We start from the raw sequence: 19,646 nt of genomic DNA on the forward strand, positions 1-19,646 counted from the left end.
AAACCATACAGGTTATTTTTATGCGCAAATATATTTTAGCAGTATGCTTCTCTACACTGTCGTCCTCCTTCAGCGTAGCGTTTGCTCAGGAGCACCCCGTCGTTGCCGGGCCCCAAGTCACAAAAGCGTTAGAAAAAGAAATCAGCGCTGTGGACGCACAGCTTTTTGATGCTGTCTTCAACAGCTGCGACATTAACAAACTGAGTCAACTCGTAACCGAAGACTTTGAAATGTACCACGATAAGTGGGGAAAAACCGCAAGCTCAGCTCGCGAGTTCCTTGATGGTATCAGCAGCATGTGTGAACGACAAAAATCCGGCAGCGATATCAAGGCTCGCCGCCAGTTAATCGCTAAAAGCGTAAAGATATTTCCAATGAATAGCTACGGCGCCATCCAAACTGGAACGCATAATTTTTATGGTATTCATGCCGACAACAAAGAAGTACTGCGTGAGAGCGGGCAGTTTACCCATCTCTGGCAAAAGGTAGATGGACAATGGAGGCTCGCCAGGGTGCTGAGCTTTGACCACCAACCGGCCGGCAGTGGCCAGTAGCGCCTAGAACTTTAGTTTGTCCCTAGGGGTACCTATTACCCCTGCCGTAGTTCCCCCTCAATAGCCACTCATTGCATAATGGCCAGCTTACAAGCTGGCCCTAGACCCTATGGATAAAATACTCATCATCGACGATAACAGCGGTATCGTCTCAGCTCTCGAGATACTGCTGTCACTGCATGAGCTACAGCCTCTGTGCGCCATTACGCCCCAGGCTGGCCTACAGCTACTGCGAGAAAACAAGGATATCTGCCTGGTTATCCAGGATATGAATTTCACTGCGGATACCACCTCCGGAGAAGAGGGGCGCGAGCTGTTTTTCGCTATTCGCGAAATAAATCCAGACCTGCCCATAATCTTACTCACGGCCTGGACCCAGTTGGAAATGGCAGTGGAGCTAGTCCGGGCCGGCGCTGCGGACTACCTAGGAAAACCCTGGGATGACAACAAACTGATCGCCACTATCAATAATCTGCTGGAACTGGGCGAGTTGCAAAAGCGCCAGCGAGCCTCCCAGCAACAAGCGATGAATGCCCGCAGCGCGTTACAGGAAAAATATGATCTGCGCGATATCATCTATCGCAGCGACAAAATGCAACAACTACTGGAAATGGCTACCCAGGTAGCCACATCCGATGTCCCCGTTCTGATCACCGGGCCCAATGGCGCAGGAAAAGAAAAAATTGCCGAAATTGTGCAAGTCAACTCCCAGTTGCGCGACGGTCCCTTTGTCAAGGTCAATGTAGGTGCCCTACCGGAAGATTTGATGGAGGCAGAATTATTTGGCGCCGAGCCCGGCGCCTATACCGGTGCGGGTAACAGGGCCCGTGAGGGGCGTTTCGAGGCTGCCGATAACGGAACTCTATTCCTCGATGAGATCGGCGAGCTCTCTGCCAGCGGCCAGGTAAAATTATTACGCGTACTGCAAACCGGGGAGTTCCAACGCCTTGGCAGCAGCCAAACCCGTAAGGTTAAAGTGCGGGTTATCAGTGCCACCAATAGCGACCTGCCCAAGGCCATTGCCGAGGGTATCTTTCGCCAAGACCTGTTCTACCGCTTGAATGTAATTGAACTACGCCTACCCCCACTTTGTGAACGCCCCGAGGACATAGCTCCTCTGGCCATGAATTTTTTACTCGAAAATAGCAATTCGAAAAAACTATCTCCCCAAGCCGTGACTGCCCTCACCCGTTACCTGTGGCCCGGCAATGTGCGCGAATTGCAGAACGTAATGCAGCGCGCTTCGGTACTTTGCCGCGAAGAAACTATTGATGAAAACTTGCTGGCCCTACCGGAACACACACAAATAGAAAAAGCAGATGTAAACTTCGAACCGAGCCGCGAACTCCTGCAACAAACCCTGACCAGCTGTAACGGCATTATCGCCCAGGCTGCCAGAGAGCTGGGTATGAGTCGCCAAGCACTGTATCGCCGACTGGAAAAACACGGTATTCCCTATTGATGTCTAAGTATTTTTCTCTGGAAGGGCGCATTCTTGCCTGCACCGGCCTGGCCCTGGCTGTTGGCACCACACTCCCCTGGCTAGGCATATATTTAGGATTAGGCCCCCGGCTATCCTGGATCGCAGGCCTTCTCCTGGGCGTTATCCTCATAATTGTTTTGATTCGCTTGGCATTGAGTCCCCTAACCACCACTCTGAAATCCTTACAAAACGGATTACTCAATTTTCGCGATGGCGATTTCTCTATTTCACTAGTCCCCCCTCGGGATGTCGAGCTGCAACAAATCACAAATTTATACAACGAAATTGGGGAACACCTTAGACGCGAGCGCGCCCATATTTATCAACGAGAACTACTGCTTGATACCGTAATACAGAGCTCCCCACAGGCTTTAATTCTGGTGGATCAGAGCGAACATATTATTTATTCCAACAGCAGTGCCAAGAAATTGCTCAATGAAGGAAGGCCCATTCAGGGATTGCTGCTGCAAAAGCTACTACCGAATAGCCCCAAGGAAATTGCCAGTGCCATCGAGCACTGGGAAGACGGTCTGTTTAACTATTCCGATAGCAATGGCACGCACTCCATGCACATCGGCAATAGTACTTTTGTGCTTAATGCGCATAAGCACCGCCTCATTGTTTTGCGTGAGATGACAAAAGAGCTCACCAGAGCCGAGGTTGAAGTATGGAAAAAAGTGATTCGCCTAATCAGCCACGAATTGAATAACTCTCTGGCGCCAATTTCATCATTGGCACATTCCGGTAAAATGCTCATTGCCAAACCAGATAAGAGCGCTGCACTGGAAAAGGTCTTCGATATTATCGCCGAGCGCTGCAAACACCTTACCGAATTTACTCAAGGCTACGCCAGCTTTGCCAAGCTGCCTCCCCCCAGCTGTCGTGAAGTTAACTGGCGAGAACTGATTGAACGTATAGCCCCCCTACAGGAATTCTCCTTAAAGGGTGGGCTGCCTGAGCACCCTGGCTATTTTGACCCGATACAAATTGAGCAGGCCCTACTCAATTTAATCAAAAATTCCCGAGAAGCGGGCTCCAACAGCTTAGATATAGAATTGGCGATTAGTACCGACGGTCTCGGCCAGAAACTGGTGATCACTGACCGTGGCTGCGGTATGAGTGAAAAAATTTTGCAGCAAGCACTTCTGCCATTTTTCTCAACCAAAGAACAGGGGGTGGGGCTGGGACTGGCCCTATGCCGGGAAATTATTGATGCGCACGGAGGGCGCATTCAATTATTAAATCGAAACGGGGGCGGCCTGCAGATTACCCTTTGGCTACCCTGGGCAGCGGAACCCACCCCAAAGGGATAAAGCGGATAGAGGTACAAAATAAAAAGAAATATAAATTTAAAAAAATTAACTTTATTGGATTTTTTTATTTCCTAGAGACACCCAATAGGCCAAATAAAACCCAAGAAAAAGCAAATAGTGGTATTGCCAAGGCCGTCACAAAAAAATTATTGCGGCCAAAGCATTCTGGTTCGTTGAATCATAAGTGTCGGCTGCGAACTGCGGCCGACCTCTGCGGCCCAGGCAGAAGTGCACAATCAAAGTGCCCCAACTATTGAAACCTTGACCCCTGGGCCGTTCGTTTTTAAAACAAAAATGAAAAGAAGGGATCAATGCTTAAAATTAATAGTCTGCTGCCGGTCAGCGCACTGGCTTTCAGCCTGCTGGCTGCAAACAGCTACGCGGCCCCCTCGCCACAAGCCCAAAATAATCAAGTCGATTTGGTTATCGCCAACGAAGCCAAGCTGATCGATATGCTGAAACGCTCCGGGCGTATCAGCAAAAATGCAACTATCAGCGAAGCCGAGCGCACCCTGCATCAATTCCTGAAAGAGCGCGCCAGCCAAAACCAAAGCCTGCCTCAGGATTTGTCCAGTGAAACGGTACAAATGATGAAGCACGCCCGTGGCGGCGCTAAGCACCCGAAGCTGGGGAGAGGTAAAGGCAAGGGGCACTTTTTCCACCCCCACGGCCGCGCGCCAGGCCCCATTCAGCTTGAAAACTACGAAGGTGAGATGCGCACCGCTAAGGTGCTAGCTATCCTGATGGACTTCCCCGATTTCCCCCACAACAGCATCGAGCCCGGGGAAACCGATATGTACTACGAGGACTACGCCGCGCAGCACTATGCCAACTTACTGTTCTCCCAGGAAGGTTTCACTGGCCCGCAAGGTGAAAACCTACTCTCCATGCAGCAGTTTTACTGGCAGCAGTCCGGCAACAGCTACTCCGTGGAGGGTGCGGTTGCCGGTTGGTACACGGCCAGCCAGCCAGCGGCCTTCTACGGCAACAACGAAGATGGCGATGCCCGCGCCCTAGTGCGTGAAGCACTGCAAGCCGCTGCGGCAGATCCCAGCGTTAACCTGTCCGACTTTGATATCGAAGACCGCTACGACCTGGATGGCGATGGGGATTTCTGGGAGGCCGATGGCCTTGTGGACCACATCATGATCTTCCACTCCTCGGTGGGTGAAGAGGCCGGTGGCGGTCAGCTGGGAGAAGACGCCATCTGGGCGCACCGCTGGAATCTCGGCGATATTTTCTCCATTGCGGGAACCACGGCGGAAGTCGACTACTGGGGCGGAACCATGGCAGCCTACGACTACACCGTACAGCCGGCCGATGCCGCTGCCGGCGTTGTCAGCCATGAGTACGGCCACGATCTGGGCCTTCCCGATGAATACGATACCGATGGCTCTGGCCGCGGTGAGCCCATTTCTTCCTGGTCTGTGATGTCCAGCGGCAGCTGGGCCGGTATTATTCCCGGTTCCGAACCCACAGGTTTCTCAGCCTGGGCGAAGGAGTATTTACAGCACAACCACGGTGGTAACTGGCTGCATGGCGAGACCATCGCCCTCGAAGACATCCCCCGTCGAGGAGTCCGACTTCTGTTGGATGAGGCTGTACACAAGGGCACCAACAACGATGCTGTGCGTATAGACCTGCCCCAGAAAAAAGTCGTCGTAACTGTACCCAGCAGTGGGGAATACGCCTACTTCAGTGGCAGTGACAACAACCTGCAGAACTCAATGGTGATCCCCGTCGATCTCAGCGACGCGCAGAGTGCCAGCCTGACCTTCAAGGCCTGGTATGACATTGAGCAAGACTGGGACTACGGTTCGGTCATGATTGACCTGGGCGAAGGCTTTATCTCCATCCCCGGAAACATCACCACCGAGAGCAATCCGAATCAGCAAAATCCAGGCAACGGTATCACCGGCAGCTCCGGTGGCTGGGTCGATGCCGAGTTTGATCTAAGCGCCTTCGCCGGCCAGCAGTTCAACCTGGCAATCTCCTATACCACCGACGGCTATGAGGCTAACCCAGGTCTGTTCGCCGATGACATCGCACTCAACATCAACGGACAAGCCACCCTCTTCGACGATGCGGAGAGTGAAGGCCAGTTTGACCTGACGGGCTTCAGCCGCCACCCCGGCTACAACCTGCACGACCACTACTACCTGCTGGAGTGGCGCACCCACCGCGGTGTGGACCAGGGCCTAGCGCACATCAATGTGGCCGGCCAACAGCTGACCTACAACGAAGGGCTGCTAATTTGGTATGCCGACACCAGCCAGGACAATAACTGGGTTGGCATCCACCCCGGCGACGGTTTCCTCGGCGTAGTGGATGCGGATCAGCAGGTGCTGAAGTGGAGCGATGATTCTGTGGCCTCTACTCGCTACCAGATTCACGATGCCACCTTCGGTGTCGACTGGGCCGAGCAGCTGAACCTGGACCTCCTGGAAGAGTTCGGCATTACCATGACCGATATCCACAACCGTCCCCACCGGGTATTCAGTGATCGCAGAAGCTTTAGCAGCGATGAGATTCCCGATGCCGGCCGTGCAATCACACCTTACGGTCTGAAAGTACGTGTTGTTGCCCAGAGCAGGGATAAATCCGTAAGTAAAATATTCATCACTAAAAAGTGATTTTTTGTAAGGCGACACAAAGTGTCGCCTTACCTGCACGGAAGTAAGATTGATTCTTACTTCCGTTCTTTTCCGCAGTAAAAATGCCTCTCCAGCAAAAATTCCAAATCCGGCTAATCTGAAAAGCTAAAGACTCTTGCAAAGCATTTTGGATATTTTGCCAATGGAAAAGCCACAGAATATTTCCCGCAGAAAGTTTCTAAGATTGTCCGGGAGCGCCCTGGTAATACTGCCGGCGACACTGATCGCTACAGACCGGGCCAATGCCCAGATCAAAGCGAAAAAAGAAGCGGTCAATTATCAAGACACCCCAAAAGACGGCAAGAAGTGCGTGGACTGCCAGCTGTTTACCCCGCCCAATGCCTGTATTGTGGTGGAGGGGGATATCAGTCCAGAGGGCTGGTGCAGCCTGTTTGTGCTCAAGCAGGGCAATGCCACCTCGGATTAAGCCGGCACCCGCAGTTCGCCACGCAGTTTGCTCACATCCGCGCGCGGCGGTAGGCCGAACATTCGGCTGTACTCCCGGCTGAAATGGGAGGGGCTCTCATAGCCCACCCGATAACTTGCGGAGGCCGCCTCCAGCCCTTCGGACAGCATCAGCCGGCGGGCCTCGTGCAGGCGCAGTTTCTTTTGAAACTGAAGTGGTGACATACGAGTGATCTGTTTGAAGCTGTGGTACAGGGAGGACTCACTCATATTGGCCTGCTCAGCCAGATCGCTGATACGCAGGGGCTCGGAAAAACGATCCTTGAGGACTTCGATCACCCGCGACACCCGATTTGCCTGGCTGTCGGCCATAGCGAACTTGCGCATCCGCGCCCCTATCTCTCCCATCAGGGCTCGATAAATAATCTCCCTCCGCGCCATGGGGGCCAATATTTGCGCATCCACAGGATCTTCCGCCAGGTGCACCAGGCGGCTCACTGCATCCAGGATCCCCTGGTCCATCTGGGTCACACAGAGTCCACAGCTCACCTCCGGGCAGTCGTAACCGGCCTCGATGCCCGGGGCTTTATCCCCCAGCTCCAGAACCAGATCCGCCACTTCCTTGGGATCGATGGTCAACTTCACTCCGAGAAAGGGCACATCCACAGAGGCCCGCTCAACCCGCCCCAAAATCGGCAGGTGAACCGAAGTCGCCACATAACTGAGCGGCCTATAGGAAATTTCCCTGTCCCCCAACTCCAGAGTCTTGCTGCCCTGGATAATAAAGTTCAGAGAGGGCGCATAGACCGAGGAGGCACAGGCAAGCGGCTCATTGCAGCGAATCAGGGCCAGACCATTGAGGCTAGTCTCCATCAGGCCCTGCTCTGGGGCCTGGCGCATCAAACTTTGGATAAGCTTCTGTCGCGCCGGCTCCAGATCCGGCACAACCATTTCTGCTCTCACTGTATCTTCGCGGCTCATAGTTTTCCCTCGCGCCCGCTTGCGGGTGGGCAGCATCAAACAAGATGGATCGAAGTATACGGAGTTTTAGGCAATTCAAGCAGGGCTTTGCAGGATTGGGCAATCACCGTGTAGTAATAGGTAACCTCAAGCGATTTCTTTCAGTCAAATCACTGCAATAACTCAGCAGAAACATGAACTCAACAAGAAAAAGCTAGTTATATATACAGTACTAACTAGGAAACTGAAAAGTCCGGTTGAATCCGCAGCCCCATCAACAAAAATAGAAATAGGCAATCAACCAATAGTTACCGGTTACCGCTCCCTGCTTGCCCCCCCTTAAAGTTGCGTCCCAACTGAGGGGACTGCCTAGCGGCGCCCCCTCTTCCGAAGCAAAGGGAGTACACGCGTAATGGTGAAGAAACTTACCGCCACCTTGTTAGGCCTATCCGCACTGGTATTGGCCGGTTGTGGCACCGATAAGCCCTCCGGGCAGATGCCACCACCCCCGGCGGTCGAGATAGCTCAAGTCAGCACCGAGGCTACTACCTTGTGGCGCAGCTTCACCGGACGTGTCGTCGCCCCAGAAACGGTGGCATTGCGCCCCCGTGTCAGTGGTTATATCGATCGGGTATCGTTTACCGAAGGCGCTCTAGTTGAGCGCGGCGACGTACTCTTCACTATCGATCAGCGTCCCTACAAAGCCCGACTGCGCGCCGCCGAAGCCGATCTTCAGCGCGTACGCAGTCAGGTTTCCTTCAGCGAGAAGCAGGCCAAGCGCGCCCAACAGCTGCTGAGCAGCAAGGCGATTTCGCGCGAGGAATATGACCGGCGCTTGTCTGCACGGGATGTCGAGCGCGCCGCCCTGGGCTCCGCCGAAGCAGCGCTGGAAAACGCGCGTCTCGACCTGCATTACACCGAGGTGAAGGCACCGATTAGCGGCCGCGTCAGCCGCGCCCTGGTCACCCGTGGGAATCTGGCCAATGCGGATAGCACTCTACTGACCACCCTGGTTTCCGTGGACCCCATGTACGTGTATTTCGAGAGTGACGAGCAGACTTTTGGCGCCAGTCGCACCCTGTTGGATGCAGACGCCAGCCCCCAGGTACATATCGGCCTCGCCGGTGAAAAAGGCTACCCCCACACAGGCAAACTGGACTTTATCGATAACCGCCTCAACAGCCACACCGGCACCATCCAGTTTCGCGCAGTGCTGGCTAACCCGGACGGCACCTTTCAGCCCGGCCAGTTCGCCCGTGTAGAAATGCCGATCGAGGAGATGACTCAAGCGGTATTAATCGACAGCAAGGCTGTTCTGACCGACCAGGACCGCCGTTACGTCTATGTGGTCAACCAGGACAACATCACCGAGCGCCGCCCGGTGCAGGTGGGACCGCGACAGGGGTCCCGCACTCTGATCCGCAGCGGCCTCGAAACCGGCGACAAGATTGTGGTCAACGGTCTGCAGAAGATCTTCTTCCCCGGTATGCCGGTGGCCCCCGAGATGATCGCGCAAAAGAACCCGGGCAGCGCTGCCCAGGCCGCTGGCCACTGACGTAGACATCGCCCACTGCCTGTGGGCGCCAAGTGATCAACGAGTCATTGCAATGAAATCCGAGCGGCCGACACGTCGCTCTCTGGGTAGCATCCTATGAATTTTTCCCGTTTCTTTGTCGACAGACCCATTTTTGCCTCGGTGCTGTCGATCATTATCTTTGTGGTGGGGTTAATCAGCATCCCGTCACTGCCGGTCAGTGAATACCCCGAAGTTGTCCCGCCCAGCGTGCAAGTAAGCGCCCGCTATCCTGGAGCCAACCCCAAGACCATTTCCGAAACCGTCGCCACACCGCTCGAAGAAGCCATCAACGGTGTGGAGAACATGATCTACATGAAATCCGTGGCGGGCAGCGATGGCACCCTGACCCTGAATGTGACCTTTGAATTGGGTACCGACCCAGATCAAGCCCAGGTGCAGGTACAAAATCGTGTATCCCAGGCACTGCCGCGCCTGCCCGAAGATGTGCGCCGCCAGGGGGTGACTACTCAGAAGCAATCCCCCAACCTGATGATGGCGGTGCATCTGATCTCCCCAGATGACAGCCTCGACGCCACTTACATCCGCAACTACGCCGTACTGCATATCCGCGATGAATTATCGCGTATTCCCGGCGTGGGCCTCGCCGCGGTCTTTGGCTCCGGTGACTACGCGATGCGTCTGTGGGTGGACCCGCAAAAGGCCGCGGCGCTGGGTGTCACGGCAGCGGACATCGTCAACGCCGTGCGCGAGCAGAATGTACAGGTCTCCGCCGGGCAAATCGGCGCCACGCCCATGCCCGAGGGGTCTGATTTCCTGATTTCCATCAACGCCAAAGGCCGCTTGCAGAGCGAAGAGGAATTTGGCGATGTGGTCCTGAAAACAGGCGCCGGTGGGGAAATCACTCGCCTGCGGGATGTGGCGCGGGTTGAGCTGGCCTCTTCCCAAGACTCCCTGCGCGCCCTGTTGAACGGTCGCCAGGCGGTGGCCATTCCCATCTTCCAATCGCCGGGCTCCAACTCTCTGGAAGTCTCCGCCGCGGTGCGCGAGAAAATGGCCGAGCTGGGTGAGCAGTTCCCCGAGGGCCTGGACTGGGAAGTCGCCTACGACCCCACCGTATTCGTCAGCACCTCGATCAACTCCGTGATCAAGACCCTGCTCGAAGCGGTTCTGCTGGTAGTACTGGTCGTCATCCTGTTCCTGCAAACCTGGCGCGCTTCACTGATTCCCCTGTTGGCGGTGCCGGTTTCCATCGTGGGCACCTTCGCGGTGCTGCTGATGCTGGGCTTCTCCATCAACACTCTGACCCTGTTCGCGATGGTGCTGGCCATCGGCATCGTGGTGGATGACGCCATCGTGGTGGTGGAAAACGTAGAGCGCAATATCGAAGAGGGGCTTACACCCCTGGCCGCGGCTCATCAGGCCATGCGCGAAGTGAGCGGCCCCATTGTGGCGATCAGCTTGGTGCTGTGCGCGGTGTTCATTCCCATGGCATTCCTGGATGGCATTACCGGCCAGTTTTACCGTCAGTTCGCCACCACCATCGCCATCGCCACCATCATTTCCGCGATCAACTCACTGACTCTGTCTCCGGCCCTGGCAGCGACCTTACTCAAGCCGCACGGCGTGAAGCCAGATATGCCCGCGCGTATTCTCGAGCGGCTATTCGGCTGGATTTTCCGCCCATTCAACCGCTTCTTCCAGCGCAACTCCGAGCGCTACCAGCGGGTCGTAGGCCACAGCCTCAAGCGCCGTGGATTGGTTTTCGGGGTCTATCTGGTACTGCTGGCCGGCACCTTTGCCCTGTTCCAGCAGGTACCCGGCGGCTTCATCCCCACTCAAGATAAAACTTACCTGGTGGGCAGTATTCGCCTACCGGAAGGCGCCTCCCTGGACCGCACCGAGGAAGTGGCTCGCCGTGTCAGTGCACTGGCAGTGGAAACCGAGGGTGTGTCCCACGCCGCCGCATTTGTGGGTTTCAACGCTCTGCAGAGCACAAACACCCCCAACGTAGGCACCGTATTTATCCTGTTTGACGACTTCGATGAACGCGAACGCAGCGCCACCGAGATCGCCGCCGAGTTGAATGGCAAGCTCTCCCAAATCAAGGAGGGTTTTGCCATGACCTTTATGCCGCCGCCGATCTTCGGGCTCGGTGCCGGCTCCGGTTACACACTTTATGTACAGGACCGCCGCGGCGCCGGTTACGGCGAGCTGCAAAATGCCACCAATATGCTGGCCGGTGCCCTGAGCCAGGCCAGCGGTCTCAGCTACCCCTTCAGCTCCTACCAGGCGAATGTACCGCAGATGGATGCCGAAGTGGATCGCCTGCAGGCCAAGGCCCAAGGCGTGCGCATGGATGATTTGTTCGGCACCTTGCAGCTCTATTTCGGCTCCATGTACATCAACGACTTCAACCTGTTTGGCCGGACCTACCAGGTGGTTGCCCAGGCGGACGCGCCTTTCCGCGATGAAGTCCAGGATCTCGACAACCTCTACACCCGCAATATGAATGGGGAGATGGTGCCAATTAGCACTATGGTGACCCTGCGCCAGAGCTACGGTCCCGACCCGGTCATCCGCTACAACGGCTACCCGGCAGCAGACCTGATGGGCCAGTCCGACCCCAGCATGCTGTCCTCTTCCGAGGCGTTGGCTGCGGTGGAGAAAGTGGCCAGCCAGACCCTGCCCCCGGGGATGCAGATCCAGTGGACAGACCTGAGTTTCCAGCAGGTCAATCAGGGTAACGCCGCCATGGTGGTCTTCCCCCTCGCGGTACTGCTGGTGTTTTTGGTGCTGGCAGCCCTCTACGAGAGCTGGATTATGCCGCTGGCGGTCATCCTGATCGTGCCCATGTGTCTGCTTGCCGCGCTGTTTGGCGTCTGGGCAACCGGCGGGGATAACAATGTCTTTGTACAGGTGGGTTTGGTCGTACTGATGGGGCTCGCCTGTAAGAACGCCATTCTAATTGTGGAGTTTGCCCGCGAGCTGGAAATGGATGGCAAGGGCACTGTAGAAGCGGCGCTGGAAGCCTGTCGGATGCGTCTGCGCCCGATCATTATGACCTCGGTGGCATTTATCGCCGGTGTAATACCTCTGGTACTGGCCAGTGGTGCCGGCGCCGAGGTGCGCAATGCCATGGGCATTACTGTATTCACCGGTATGATTGGCGTGACCCTGTTCGGCCTCTTCCTCACCCCGGTGTTTTATGTCGCACTGCGCAAGCTCGCCGGTAGCAACCTCGCCATCACACAAAAAACCGACGAACCAACGCTGATCACGAGCCCCATGAAAGAGCCGAGCCACGGCTAGACACTCAATCTTTGGCCCTTTACCCCAGGTCACCCCTAAGCCCCCGCTGCACTCTGTGCACGGGGGCTTTTTTTTGCCTAACCTTTCTCTTTGCGCCAGCGGGCGCTGGGGAAGATAAACACATAGAGCCAGGTAAACAGGCAGAGTGGCACGCAGAACCAAATCACGATCATTCCCAGCAGTGCACGCATAAAATCACTGCCCTCTTCATGCTTTTCCGTGTGGTCCCAAAGATAACAGCGGTAACAGTGATCCGGGCCATCGATAGGCAGAAAAGCAAAATTGATCATCCACTCCAATATCCGCCAGTAGCGACGAAAGGAGGTTTCCTTTACGCGGGTGAAATAGCCGCACCGTGCAGATATGGTGGCGCCGGGATTCCCCCCTGCAATGGCATTGCCGAGCTGATCAATCGCGATACAGACACTGCGAATCCAGCTTTTTTTGGCGCCTATCATTACCAGCCTGTTTTATTTCATGGAAAGCTCTGTCCACCCACAGGTGCCAAGCCTGAGAGCCAAACCCCGCACCAAAAGGGAATACCATAGAAAGGATAATGCATCCGCACGCCGATGCAGGGGCGACCCTACAAGTCCACCGCCCCACCCCAGAGGCTCGGCTAGACTTCATGCGTAGGGCGAAGAAACCTTTGCCGCAATAGAAAGTTACAAGTCTCAAGGTCCCCTCCTCAAATCATGTTGCATATCGCCACTATTGCCACCCACTCAGAAAGAATGTTTCCTGTACTGCAGGAATCCGCCATACGCAATGACGTATCGTTAAGCATCCTCGGGCGCGACCATCCATGGAAGGATTTTTCATCAAAAATAGATATTTTACTCCCCTTCTTTCACCGCCTGCCCGAAGAAGACAGCGTCTGTTACCTGGACGGTTTCGATTCATTAATACTTCCGCCAATTCGCCATCTTGAAAAAAACTACCTTTCCTTTAACAAGGAAATCATTTTTTCCAATGATCACCAGCATGGGGGCGCCCAGGGTTTTTTTGAAAAATTGTTTTTTCCTGGTGAGCATATTTTTTCCACTGGGATTTTTATCGGCAAAGTAAAAGCATTGAAAACACTGTTCCATTCGGCTCAGGAGATCTACCCGAACTATCACGATGATCAGAAAATGATCCGGCGCTATTATGCCCATCACGCCCCAACTGAAATGGACATAGACCGCGACTTCAAGCTCTTTTATAACTTTGATTTCGCCGACAGCAGTTACAATCTACTCAATCAAATCAGCCATATCCATTGCGGAGAAATTTATCTACACAACGGACAGAATCCCAGCATTATCTCTTTTCCATGCAGCTGGTTCTCTGTTGGCATCAAAAAAAATCTGCATGTCCTGTTGGAAGAATTGGGTTATGAATACTGCCCAGAGGTGAACATCAGAAAAACGTTTACCGGTTTAAAATATTATATTGGCAATTCAATCAAAGAGCATATTAAAACGCTACTGAAATAATCCCAGCTCCACACCGCCAAAGCACAGGTTTCCCTGTTCATGTGCTGTTGATGAATCCCGATATAATCAACTGGTTTGGCCGGGTCAAATTATTCTCGCACCCGGCATAAATCCTATCTGTGTAGCCCTTAGTAAAAACTGTAACTCAACTCAAAAGGTGAATAGGGTCCGGCACACCAGTTCCCCGTATCCAACTGGTAGCAGTGCACTCCCTCAGCAATACAGTTACTCAGGTCCCCCATATAGACATCACAAGCCAGGCAAAAGCGCGGAAAGGCGGTCTGCTCATCCGGCGGAACGGGGCTGGTCTTGTAAGTGTAATAAATTGCCGTACCGTTCAAGTCCTGCCAAAACCCATCGGCACAGCCAATAAGCAGCTGCAAAACTAACAAAGACAGAAAAATTTTAGTCTTCATAGGAAATACAACGCCTTCCACCAGAAATATCAAAGCAACGGGCACTGGAAGGGCAAATAGAGCCCGGCGCCAGTTCCTCAGAATCGCCAGGACAACTGGAGTAATTGGATTTTCGTACCGAGGGGGCCGCGGGCATGGATGGGGACGGGTAAGCGCGGTACTCCGCGTGGCGGGGCATTGGCGCGCTAGTGGGGTAAACCACTTGGTTGCGAGTATCCGATGTGCCACAAGCCGAGAGTAGAAGAACAGTAGATAGTGCAGAAATAACCAGTGGGAATTGTTGCATGGGCATGCCTCCGTATCGGTACCACGCGAAGCTAACTTCGCGTACTTCGGTAAAAGACCGGGGGGCGCAGCGACAACTCCACGCGCGGTCTTGTGCAAACCTTCCCGCGCGGCTTAATACACCCGCAGGACCGGAAAAAACCAGGTGTTAGAGTCATACACCTGGATGGCACAATCCCTGTCACATTCAAAGTTAGCCGGCAAGACCTGAGCAGATGCGGAAAGCGCTGTGCCAGCATCGACAAAACCGCTTTCCTCTTTGCTCGCCTCAACCTCAAAAAAGAAAGGGTCTTCACCCTCTACCTCTTCGGCGGGTAAAAACAGGCAGCCCTGCACCGCCAGTACCGCCACAAGCGGCAGGGCGAATTCCCTTGAAAGCCTCATGATTCGACACTCCACTTTCAGTGTTACGCTGATCGCTGTCTTTCAGAAAGTCTAGCTGTCGAGGAATACCCGGCCAGCTGGCGCCGAGTCATTTATGCGCACTATTCATTGTTTGGATGTTTTTGACGCCATTTTAAGCACTTTTTTTCACCCCCCCCTGTAGAGGGGACGCTTTTAACCAGGTGACCAGTACCAATAAAAAAAGCGGCCTATGGCCGCTTTTTTGAATCGAACGCAAGGTGGTATGAGGCGCTCTACAGCAGCAAACGGCGCACATCCGCCAGAACGCTGACAAGGTAAGTCATAAATCGCCCGGCATCACCGCCATTCACCGCGCGGTGATCGTAAGACAGTGCCAGTGGCAGCATCTGCCGCGGTGCAAAGTCTTTACCATTCCACACCGGCTTCACAGCCAACTTGGAAACACCGAGGATGCCGACTTCCGGGGAGTTAACGATCGGGGTAAATCCGCTACCACCGATAGCACCCAGGCTCGAAATGGTAAAGCAGGCACCCTGCATTTCATTGGGCTTGAGCTTACCGTCGCGGGCTTTCAGAGCCATCTCCGCGGCCTCAGCCGCCAATTCGTATAGACCCTTTTTATCCACATCGCGAATGACCGGCACCATCAGACCTTTCGGCGTATCCACCGCCATGCCCACATGCACGTAGTCCTTGTGCACAATCTGCTCGCCATCGTTGTGCAGGGACACATTGAAACTGGGCTCTGCGCGCAAGGCGGCGGCCACCGCTTTTAGCAGGAAAGGCACCGGGGTGAGCCTTACACCGCGCTTCTCCGCCTCGGCCTTCATAGACTTGCGGAAGTCCTCGAGCTCGGTGATATCAGCATCGTCAAACTGAGTGACATGGGGCACATTGAGCCAGTTGCGCGACATATTGGCCGCGGTGATTTTATGGATCTTGCTCATAGGCTCCATTGTCACCGGACCAAATTGGCTGAAGTCGATATCCGGCATCTTCGCGATACCGATACCACCGCCAACACCCACAGCGCCGCTCTCTGCTTTTTTCACCTGCTCGCGAATATAATTGTGCAGGTCATCCTTGGTCACACGGTTGCGCGGACCACTGGCCTTCACCTTGTTCAAGGTGACACCTAACTCCCGCGCCAATTTGCGCACGGCGGGGCCGGCGTAAACCTGAGCGGCTACCGTGAGATCCCGCTCCAACAGGTGGTCTTTCTGTGGAACCGCGGGTGGCTCAACCGTTTCCGGAGTCTGTTGAGGCTCAGTTTGGGCCGCAGGCGCAGACTCCTGGCTCGGCGCTGCTGTAGCGGCGGGCGCAACATTACCTTCGGCAGCCACTTTTAAGACACCCAACGCATCGCCAGTGGAAACTTTATCGCCCTCTTTGACGGCGATGGAAACCACGGTACCCGCGCTCGGCGAAGGTATATCCATGGAAGCTTTGTCGCCTTCCACCACAATCAGGGAGTCGCCCTCGGCGACCGTATCGCCGGGCTGCACAGAGATCTCAATCACGTCCACGGCATCGGCACCGCCCAGATCGGGAACCTGAATAGCCTCCTCTTTCGATTCGGCACCGCCTTTAGGCTTCACTTTTGCCTCGGCTTGCGGCTCCGCAGCGGGCTCAGGAATTGACTGGCTATCCTGCACCGGGGCCTGACTGGACTCTGGTTCAGCCTCCACTGCTGTCTCGGTTTCAATTTCTCCAATCTCATCACCCTCGGAGACCTTGTCACCCTCCTTAACGGTAATACTGAGAATTTTGCCGGCCACCGGGGCCGGTACATCCATGGAGGCCTTATCGCCCTCCACCACAATCAGAGAATCCTCTTGCGCGACGATATCGCCGACAGCCACAGAGATCTCAATTACATCCACCTGATCGGCACCACCGAGATCAGGCACTTTAATGACTTGTTTTGCCATAGGAGTTCTGCCTTCTCTTAGCTGATGCGCGGGTTAACTTTTTCGGCGTCGATATTGAGTGTCACAATCGCTTCCGCAACCTCTTTCGCATCCATCACCCCCTGCTTGGCCAGGCCGTTCAGAGCGGCGATCACCACATAGTTACGATCCACTTCGAAGAAGCGACGCAGTTGCTCGCGGGTGTCACTGCGACCGAAGCCATCGGTGCCCAGAGTAGTCAGTTCGCCGTCGATAAATTCGCGCAGCGGCTCCACATAGGAACGGATGTAATCGGTGGAAGCGATCACCGGAGCCGTGTTGCCTTCGAACTGTTGGGTGATCCAGGCTTTGCGTGTTTCGGCTTGCGGGTGCAGCATATTCCAGCGCGCCACGTCCTGACCTTCACGGGCCGCTTCCACGGCAGAGGTGAGGCTCCAGACATCGGAGGTCACACCAAACTGATCGGCGAGAATGTCCGCCGCTGCCAGCACTTCGCGCAAAATGGTACCGCCGCCAATCAGCTGTACATGTTTCTTCGCCGTTTTGCCTTTGGCGCCTTTCTTGACGTTGGACTGCAGCTTGTAGATACCGCGAATAATGCCTTCTTCCACCCCCTGGGGCATTTCCGGCTGCAGATAGTTTTCGTTCTCGATGGTGATGTAATAGAAGAGGTTCTTCTGCTCTTCGTACATCTCTCTCAGACCGCGCTGCATCACCACGGCCAGCTCGTACCCGTAAGCCGGATCGTAACTGCGACAATTGGGGATTGTTGAGGACAATACATGGCTGTGGCCATCCTGGTGCTGTAAACCTTCGCCGTTCAACGTAGTGCGGCCGGCGGTGGCGCCGATGAGGAAGCCGCGCGCCTGCATATCGCCAGCGGCCCAGGCCAGGTCACCAATACGCTGGAAGCCGAACATGGAGTAGTAGATATAAAAAGGCACCATCGGCACGCCGTGGTTGCTGTAGGCCGTGGCCAACGCCATCCAGGTGGACATAGCGCCAGCTTCGTTGATGCCTTCTTCCAGTACCTGGCCCTTCTTGTCTTCCTTGTAATACATGATCTGGCCGTGATCCACCGGGGTGTAACGCTGCCCCTGGGAGGAGTAGATCCCCAGCTGGCGGAATAGCCCTTCCATACCAAAGGTGCGCGCTTCGTCCGGAACGATCGGCGCGATGTTCTTGCCGATATTCTTGTCCTTCACCAGCGCGGCGATGGCGCGTACAAACGCCATAGTGGTGGAGATTTCCCGCTCGCCGGAGCCCTTAATCAATGCACTGAAGGCGTCGAGGCCGGGCACTTCCAGTTTCGGGCACTCGATCTGGCGGCGCGGCACTGGCCCCCCCAGGGTCTTGCGGCGCTCGGCCATATATTTCATTTCCGGGCTATCCGGGGACGGGCGGTAGTAGGGCACTTCCTCCAGCTCTTTGTCCGTCAACGGAATAGCAAAGCGATCGCGGAAGCGCTTGAGGGAATCCAGATCCAGCTTCTTCACCGAGTGGGTGTCCATCGCCGCTTCGCCGGCGGAACCCAGACCGTAGCCTTTAACGGTCTGCGCCAGGATCACGGTGGGCTGGCCCTTGTGCGCCATCGCCGAAGCATAAGCCGCATAAACTTTGTAGGGGTCGTGGCCGCCGCGGTTGAGCTTCATAATCTCGTCGTCGGACATATCCTTAACCAGCTCCAGCAGCTCTGGATATTTGCCGAAGAAGTGTTCGCGGGTATAGGCGCCGCCGTTGGCCTTGAAGTTCTGCATCTCACCATCGACCACTTCGTCCATGACTTTCTGCAGCAAGCCTTTGTCGTCTTTCTCCAGCAGCGGGTCCCACAGGCGACCCCAAAGCACTTTAACCACGTTCCAACCGGCACCGCGGAAGACGCCTTCCAGCTCCTGCACGATCTTGCCGTTGCCGCGCACCGGGCCGTCCAGACGCTGCAGGTTGCAATTCACTACGAACACCAGGTTTTCCAGCTGCTCGCGGCCAGCCAGGGAGATGGCACCGAGTGTTTCCGGTTCGTCACACTCACCGTCACCGAGGAAAGCCCACACCTTGCGATCGCCACGCGGGGACAAACCGCGGGCGGACAGGTAGCGCATAATATGCGCTTGATAAATCGCCTGAATCGGCCCCAATCCCATAGAGACCGTGGGGAACTGCCAGTACTCCGGCATCAACCAGGGGTGCGGGTAGGATGAAAGACCGTTGCCGTTCACTTCGCGGCGGAAGTTATCCAGCTGCCCCTCATCAAAACGCCCTTCCAGATAGGAGCGCGCGTAGATACCCGGCGCACTGTGGCCCTGGAAGAAAACAAGATCGCCACGCTCCTCACCTTCGTTACCGCGGAAAAAGTAGTTAAAACCCACATCGTAGAGGGTGGCCGCCGAGGAGAAACTGGAAATATGGCCGCCGAGATGGTCATTATTCTGGTTGGCACGCACCACCATCGCCAGTGCATTCCAGCGAATTAAGGAGCGGATACGGCGTTCCATAAACAGGTCGCCGGGCATGCGTTTTTCCGCGCTGGGTGGAATCGTATTGCGGTAGGGGGTCGTGATAGCCGCGGGCAGCTGCACCCCCACATCGGTAGCGCGATCAGACAGCTGCTTTAACAGGAAGGCTGCGCGCTCTTTGCCGCTATAGCGTATTACCGCCTGCAGCGCATCCAACCACTCCTGCGTTTCGAGGTTATCGGTATCTTCGTGCATCAAGTGCTCCTCGGCGAATTAGGCGACATCAAGTCGGTCTATTTCTCATAAATCGGTACGCGGGCAAACTACAGCGCAGGCAAAAAAATGCTGCCTTTTTTTCAGAGTTCCGCCAATTCACCACCATCGTTGGCGGAAATACAAGGTGTGGATATTCACCCGATCATGGCGGAGAGGGAAGGTGACGCCAGTCTGTGCCGCGAGTGCTTAGTTTGACTGTAATTATCTGTTCCGGGGCCCGCGCAGTGTGGCGGACAAAACCCCTTTC

Annotated in this window: 15 protein-coding genes; 8 read left to right on the plus strand and 7 right to left on the minus strand. The window is 55.2% G+C overall.

What is annotated here, in order from left to right; translation table 11 throughout:
* The first annotated feature begins 20 nt into the window (after positions 1-20).
* The 5 genes from ACCI51_RS06620 to ACCI51_RS06640 all read left to right on the plus strand — a co-directional run bounded on the left by ACCI51_RS06620 (position 21) and on the right by ACCI51_RS06640 (position 6,431).
* Complete coding sequence (locus ACCI51_RS06620) at positions 21-554, plus strand: nuclear transport factor 2 family protein (RefSeq protein WP_299579928.1); 534 nt, start codon at positions 21-23, stop codon at positions 552-554.
* A gap of 109 nt (positions 555-663) precedes the next feature.
* Complete coding sequence (locus ACCI51_RS06625; protein WP_299579931.1) at positions 664-2,016, plus strand: sigma-54-dependent transcriptional regulator; 1,353 nt, start codon at positions 664-666, stop codon at positions 2,014-2,016.
* The gene (locus ACCI51_RS06630; protein ID WP_371843037.1) at positions 2,016-3,350 is read left to right on the plus strand and encodes a sensor histidine kinase; all 1,335 of its coding nucleotides are present in this window, start codon (positions 2,016-2,018) and stop codon (positions 3,348-3,350) included. The genes ACCI51_RS06625 and ACCI51_RS06630 overlap by 1 nt, the downstream gene beginning before the upstream one ends.
* Before the next feature lie 311 nt (positions 3,351-3,661).
* Positions 3,662-5,983: an immune inhibitor A domain-containing protein gene (locus tag ACCI51_RS06635; RefSeq protein ID WP_371843038.1), complete on the plus strand. Its 2,322-nt coding sequence runs from the start codon at positions 3,662-3,664 to the stop codon at positions 5,981-5,983.
* Positions 5,984-6,146: 163 nt separating this feature from the next.
* Entirely contained in the window at positions 6,147-6,431 is a 285-nt protein-coding gene (locus tag ACCI51_RS06640; protein WP_299579940.1) for a high-potential iron-sulfur protein, read from the plus strand.
* On the opposite strand, the gene ACCI51_RS06645 is transcribed toward ACCI51_RS06640, so the two are convergent.
* Positions 6,428-7,390, minus strand: a complete 963-nt coding sequence (locus ACCI51_RS06645) for an AraC family transcriptional regulator (RefSeq protein WP_371843039.1) — start codon at positions 7,388-7,390, stop codon at positions 6,428-6,430. The two genes, ACCI51_RS06640 and ACCI51_RS06645, sit on opposite strands and share 4 nt — an antisense overlap.
* A gap of 391 nt (positions 7,391-7,781) precedes the next feature.
* Here ACCI51_RS06645 and ACCI51_RS06650 point away from each other — a divergent pair, with 391 nt between their 5' ends.
* Together ACCI51_RS06650 and ACCI51_RS06655 are read left to right on the plus strand one after the other, a co-directional pair.
* On the plus strand, positions 7,782-8,924 hold the full coding sequence (locus ACCI51_RS06650) for an efflux RND transporter periplasmic adaptor subunit (protein WP_371843040.1): 1,143 nt from the start codon (positions 7,782-7,784) through the stop codon (positions 8,922-8,924).
* Positions 8,925-9,020: 96 nt separating this feature from the next.
* Positions 9,021-12,215, plus strand: coding sequence for an efflux RND transporter permease subunit (locus tag ACCI51_RS06655; RefSeq protein ID WP_371843042.1), 3,195 nt, complete (start codon positions 9,021-9,023; stop codon positions 12,213-12,215).
* A 77-nt stretch (positions 12,216-12,292) separates the two neighbouring features.
* Here ACCI51_RS06655 and ACCI51_RS06660 read toward each other — a convergent pair whose 3' ends face one another.
* Positions 12,293-12,673: a hypothetical protein gene (locus tag ACCI51_RS06660; RefSeq protein WP_371843043.1), complete on the minus strand. Its 381-nt coding sequence runs from the start codon at positions 12,671-12,673 to the stop codon at positions 12,293-12,295.
* A 237-nt stretch (positions 12,674-12,910) separates the two neighbouring features.
* Between ACCI51_RS06660 and ACCI51_RS06665 the strand changes: the two genes are divergently transcribed.
* Complete coding sequence (locus ACCI51_RS06665; protein WP_455363772.1) at positions 12,911-13,693, plus strand: glycosyltransferase domain-containing protein; 783 nt, start codon at positions 12,911-12,913, stop codon at positions 13,691-13,693.
* A 128-nt stretch (positions 13,694-13,821) separates the two neighbouring features.
* Here the strand turns inward: ACCI51_RS06665 and ACCI51_RS06670 are convergent, their stop codons facing one another.
* From ACCI51_RS06670 to aceE, 5 genes are all read right to left on the minus strand, one after another.
* Positions 13,822-14,109 carry a hypothetical protein gene (locus ACCI51_RS06670; RefSeq protein WP_371843046.1) on the minus strand — a complete coding sequence of 96 codons (288 nt, stop codon included), beginning with the start codon at positions 14,107-14,109 and terminating at the stop codon, positions 13,822-13,824.
* The gene (locus ACCI51_RS06675) at positions 14,099-14,395 is read right to left on the minus strand and encodes a hypothetical protein (protein WP_299579962.1); all 297 of its coding nucleotides are present in this window, start codon (positions 14,393-14,395) and stop codon (positions 14,099-14,101) included. The genes ACCI51_RS06670 and ACCI51_RS06675 overlap by 11 nt, the downstream gene beginning before the upstream one ends.
* Before the next feature lie 113 nt (positions 14,396-14,508).
* Positions 14,509-14,778, minus strand: coding sequence for a hypothetical protein (locus tag ACCI51_RS06680; RefSeq protein WP_371843047.1), 270 nt, complete (start codon positions 14,776-14,778; stop codon positions 14,509-14,511).
* Between the two features lie 254 nt (positions 14,779-15,032).
* Positions 15,033-16,691 carry a dihydrolipoyllysine-residue acetyltransferase gene (aceF, locus tag ACCI51_RS06685; protein ID WP_371843048.1) on the minus strand — a complete coding sequence of 553 codons (1,659 nt, stop codon included), beginning with the start codon at positions 16,689-16,691 and terminating at the stop codon, positions 15,033-15,035.
* Between the two features lie 17 nt (positions 16,692-16,708).
* On the minus strand, positions 16,709-19,378 hold the full coding sequence (gene aceE / locus ACCI51_RS06690) for a pyruvate dehydrogenase (acetyl-transferring), homodimeric type (RefSeq protein WP_371843049.1): 2,670 nt from the start codon (positions 19,376-19,378) through the stop codon (positions 16,709-16,711).
* Positions 19,379-19,646: the final 268 nt, after the last annotated feature.

This window comes from Microbulbifer echini (genome assembly GCF_041447225.1).
GTDB lineage: Bacteria > Pseudomonadota > Gammaproteobacteria > Pseudomonadales > Cellvibrionaceae > Microbulbifer > Microbulbifer echini.

What these genes read in the sequence shown, in the direction of transcription:
- ACCI51_RS06620 (WP_299579928.1), top strand. Translation starts at nt 21, where the DNA reads ATGCGCAAATATATTTTAGCAGTATGCTTCTCTACACTGTCGTCCTCC.
- ACCI51_RS06625 (WP_299579931.1), top strand. Translation starts at nt 664, where the DNA reads ATGGATAAAATACTCATCATCGACGATAACAGCGGTATCGTCTCAGCT.
- ACCI51_RS06630 (WP_371843037.1), top strand. Translation starts at nt 2,016, where the DNA reads ATGTCTAAGTATTTTTCTCTGGAAGGGCGCATTCTTGCCTGCACCGGC.
- ACCI51_RS06635 (WP_371843038.1), top strand. Translation starts at nt 3,662, where the DNA reads ATGCTTAAAATTAATAGTCTGCTGCCGGTCAGCGCACTGGCTTTCAGC.
- ACCI51_RS06640 (WP_299579940.1), top strand. Translation starts at nt 6,147, where the DNA reads ATGGAAAAGCCACAGAATATTTCCCGCAGAAAGTTTCTAAGATTGTCC.
- ACCI51_RS06645 (WP_371843039.1), bottom strand. Translation starts at nt 7,390, where the DNA reads ATGAGCCGCGAAGATACAGTGAGAGCAGAAATGGTTGTGCCGGATCTG.
- ACCI51_RS06650 (WP_371843040.1), top strand. Translation starts at nt 7,782, where the DNA reads ATGGTGAAGAAACTTACCGCCACCTTGTTAGGCCTATCCGCACTGGTA.
- ACCI51_RS06655 (WP_371843042.1), top strand. Translation starts at nt 9,021, where the DNA reads ATGAATTTTTCCCGTTTCTTTGTCGACAGACCCATTTTTGCCTCGGTG.
- ACCI51_RS06660 (WP_371843043.1), bottom strand. Translation starts at nt 12,673, where the DNA reads ATGATAGGCGCCAAAAAAAGCTGGATTCGCAGTGTCTGTATCGCGATT.
- ACCI51_RS06665 (WP_455363772.1), top strand. Translation starts at nt 12,911, where the DNA reads ATGTTGCATATCGCCACTATTGCCACCCACTCAGAAAGAATGTTTCCT.
- ACCI51_RS06670 (WP_371843046.1), bottom strand. Translation starts at nt 14,109, where the DNA reads ATGAAGACTAAAATTTTTCTGTCTTTGTTAGTTTTGCAGCTGCTTATT.
- ACCI51_RS06675 (WP_299579962.1), bottom strand. Translation starts at nt 14,395, where the DNA reads ATGCAACAATTCCCACTGGTTATTTCTGCACTATCTACTGTTCTTCTA.
- ACCI51_RS06680 (WP_371843047.1), bottom strand. Translation starts at nt 14,778, where the DNA reads ATGAGGCTTTCAAGGGAATTCGCCCTGCCGCTTGTGGCGGTACTGGCG.
- aceF (WP_371843048.1), bottom strand. Translation starts at nt 16,691, where the DNA reads ATGGCAAAACAAGTCATTAAAGTGCCTGATCTCGGTGGTGCCGATCAG.
- aceE (WP_371843049.1), bottom strand. Translation starts at nt 19,378, where the DNA reads ATGCACGAAGATACCGATAACCTCGAAACGCAGGAGTGGTTGGATGCG.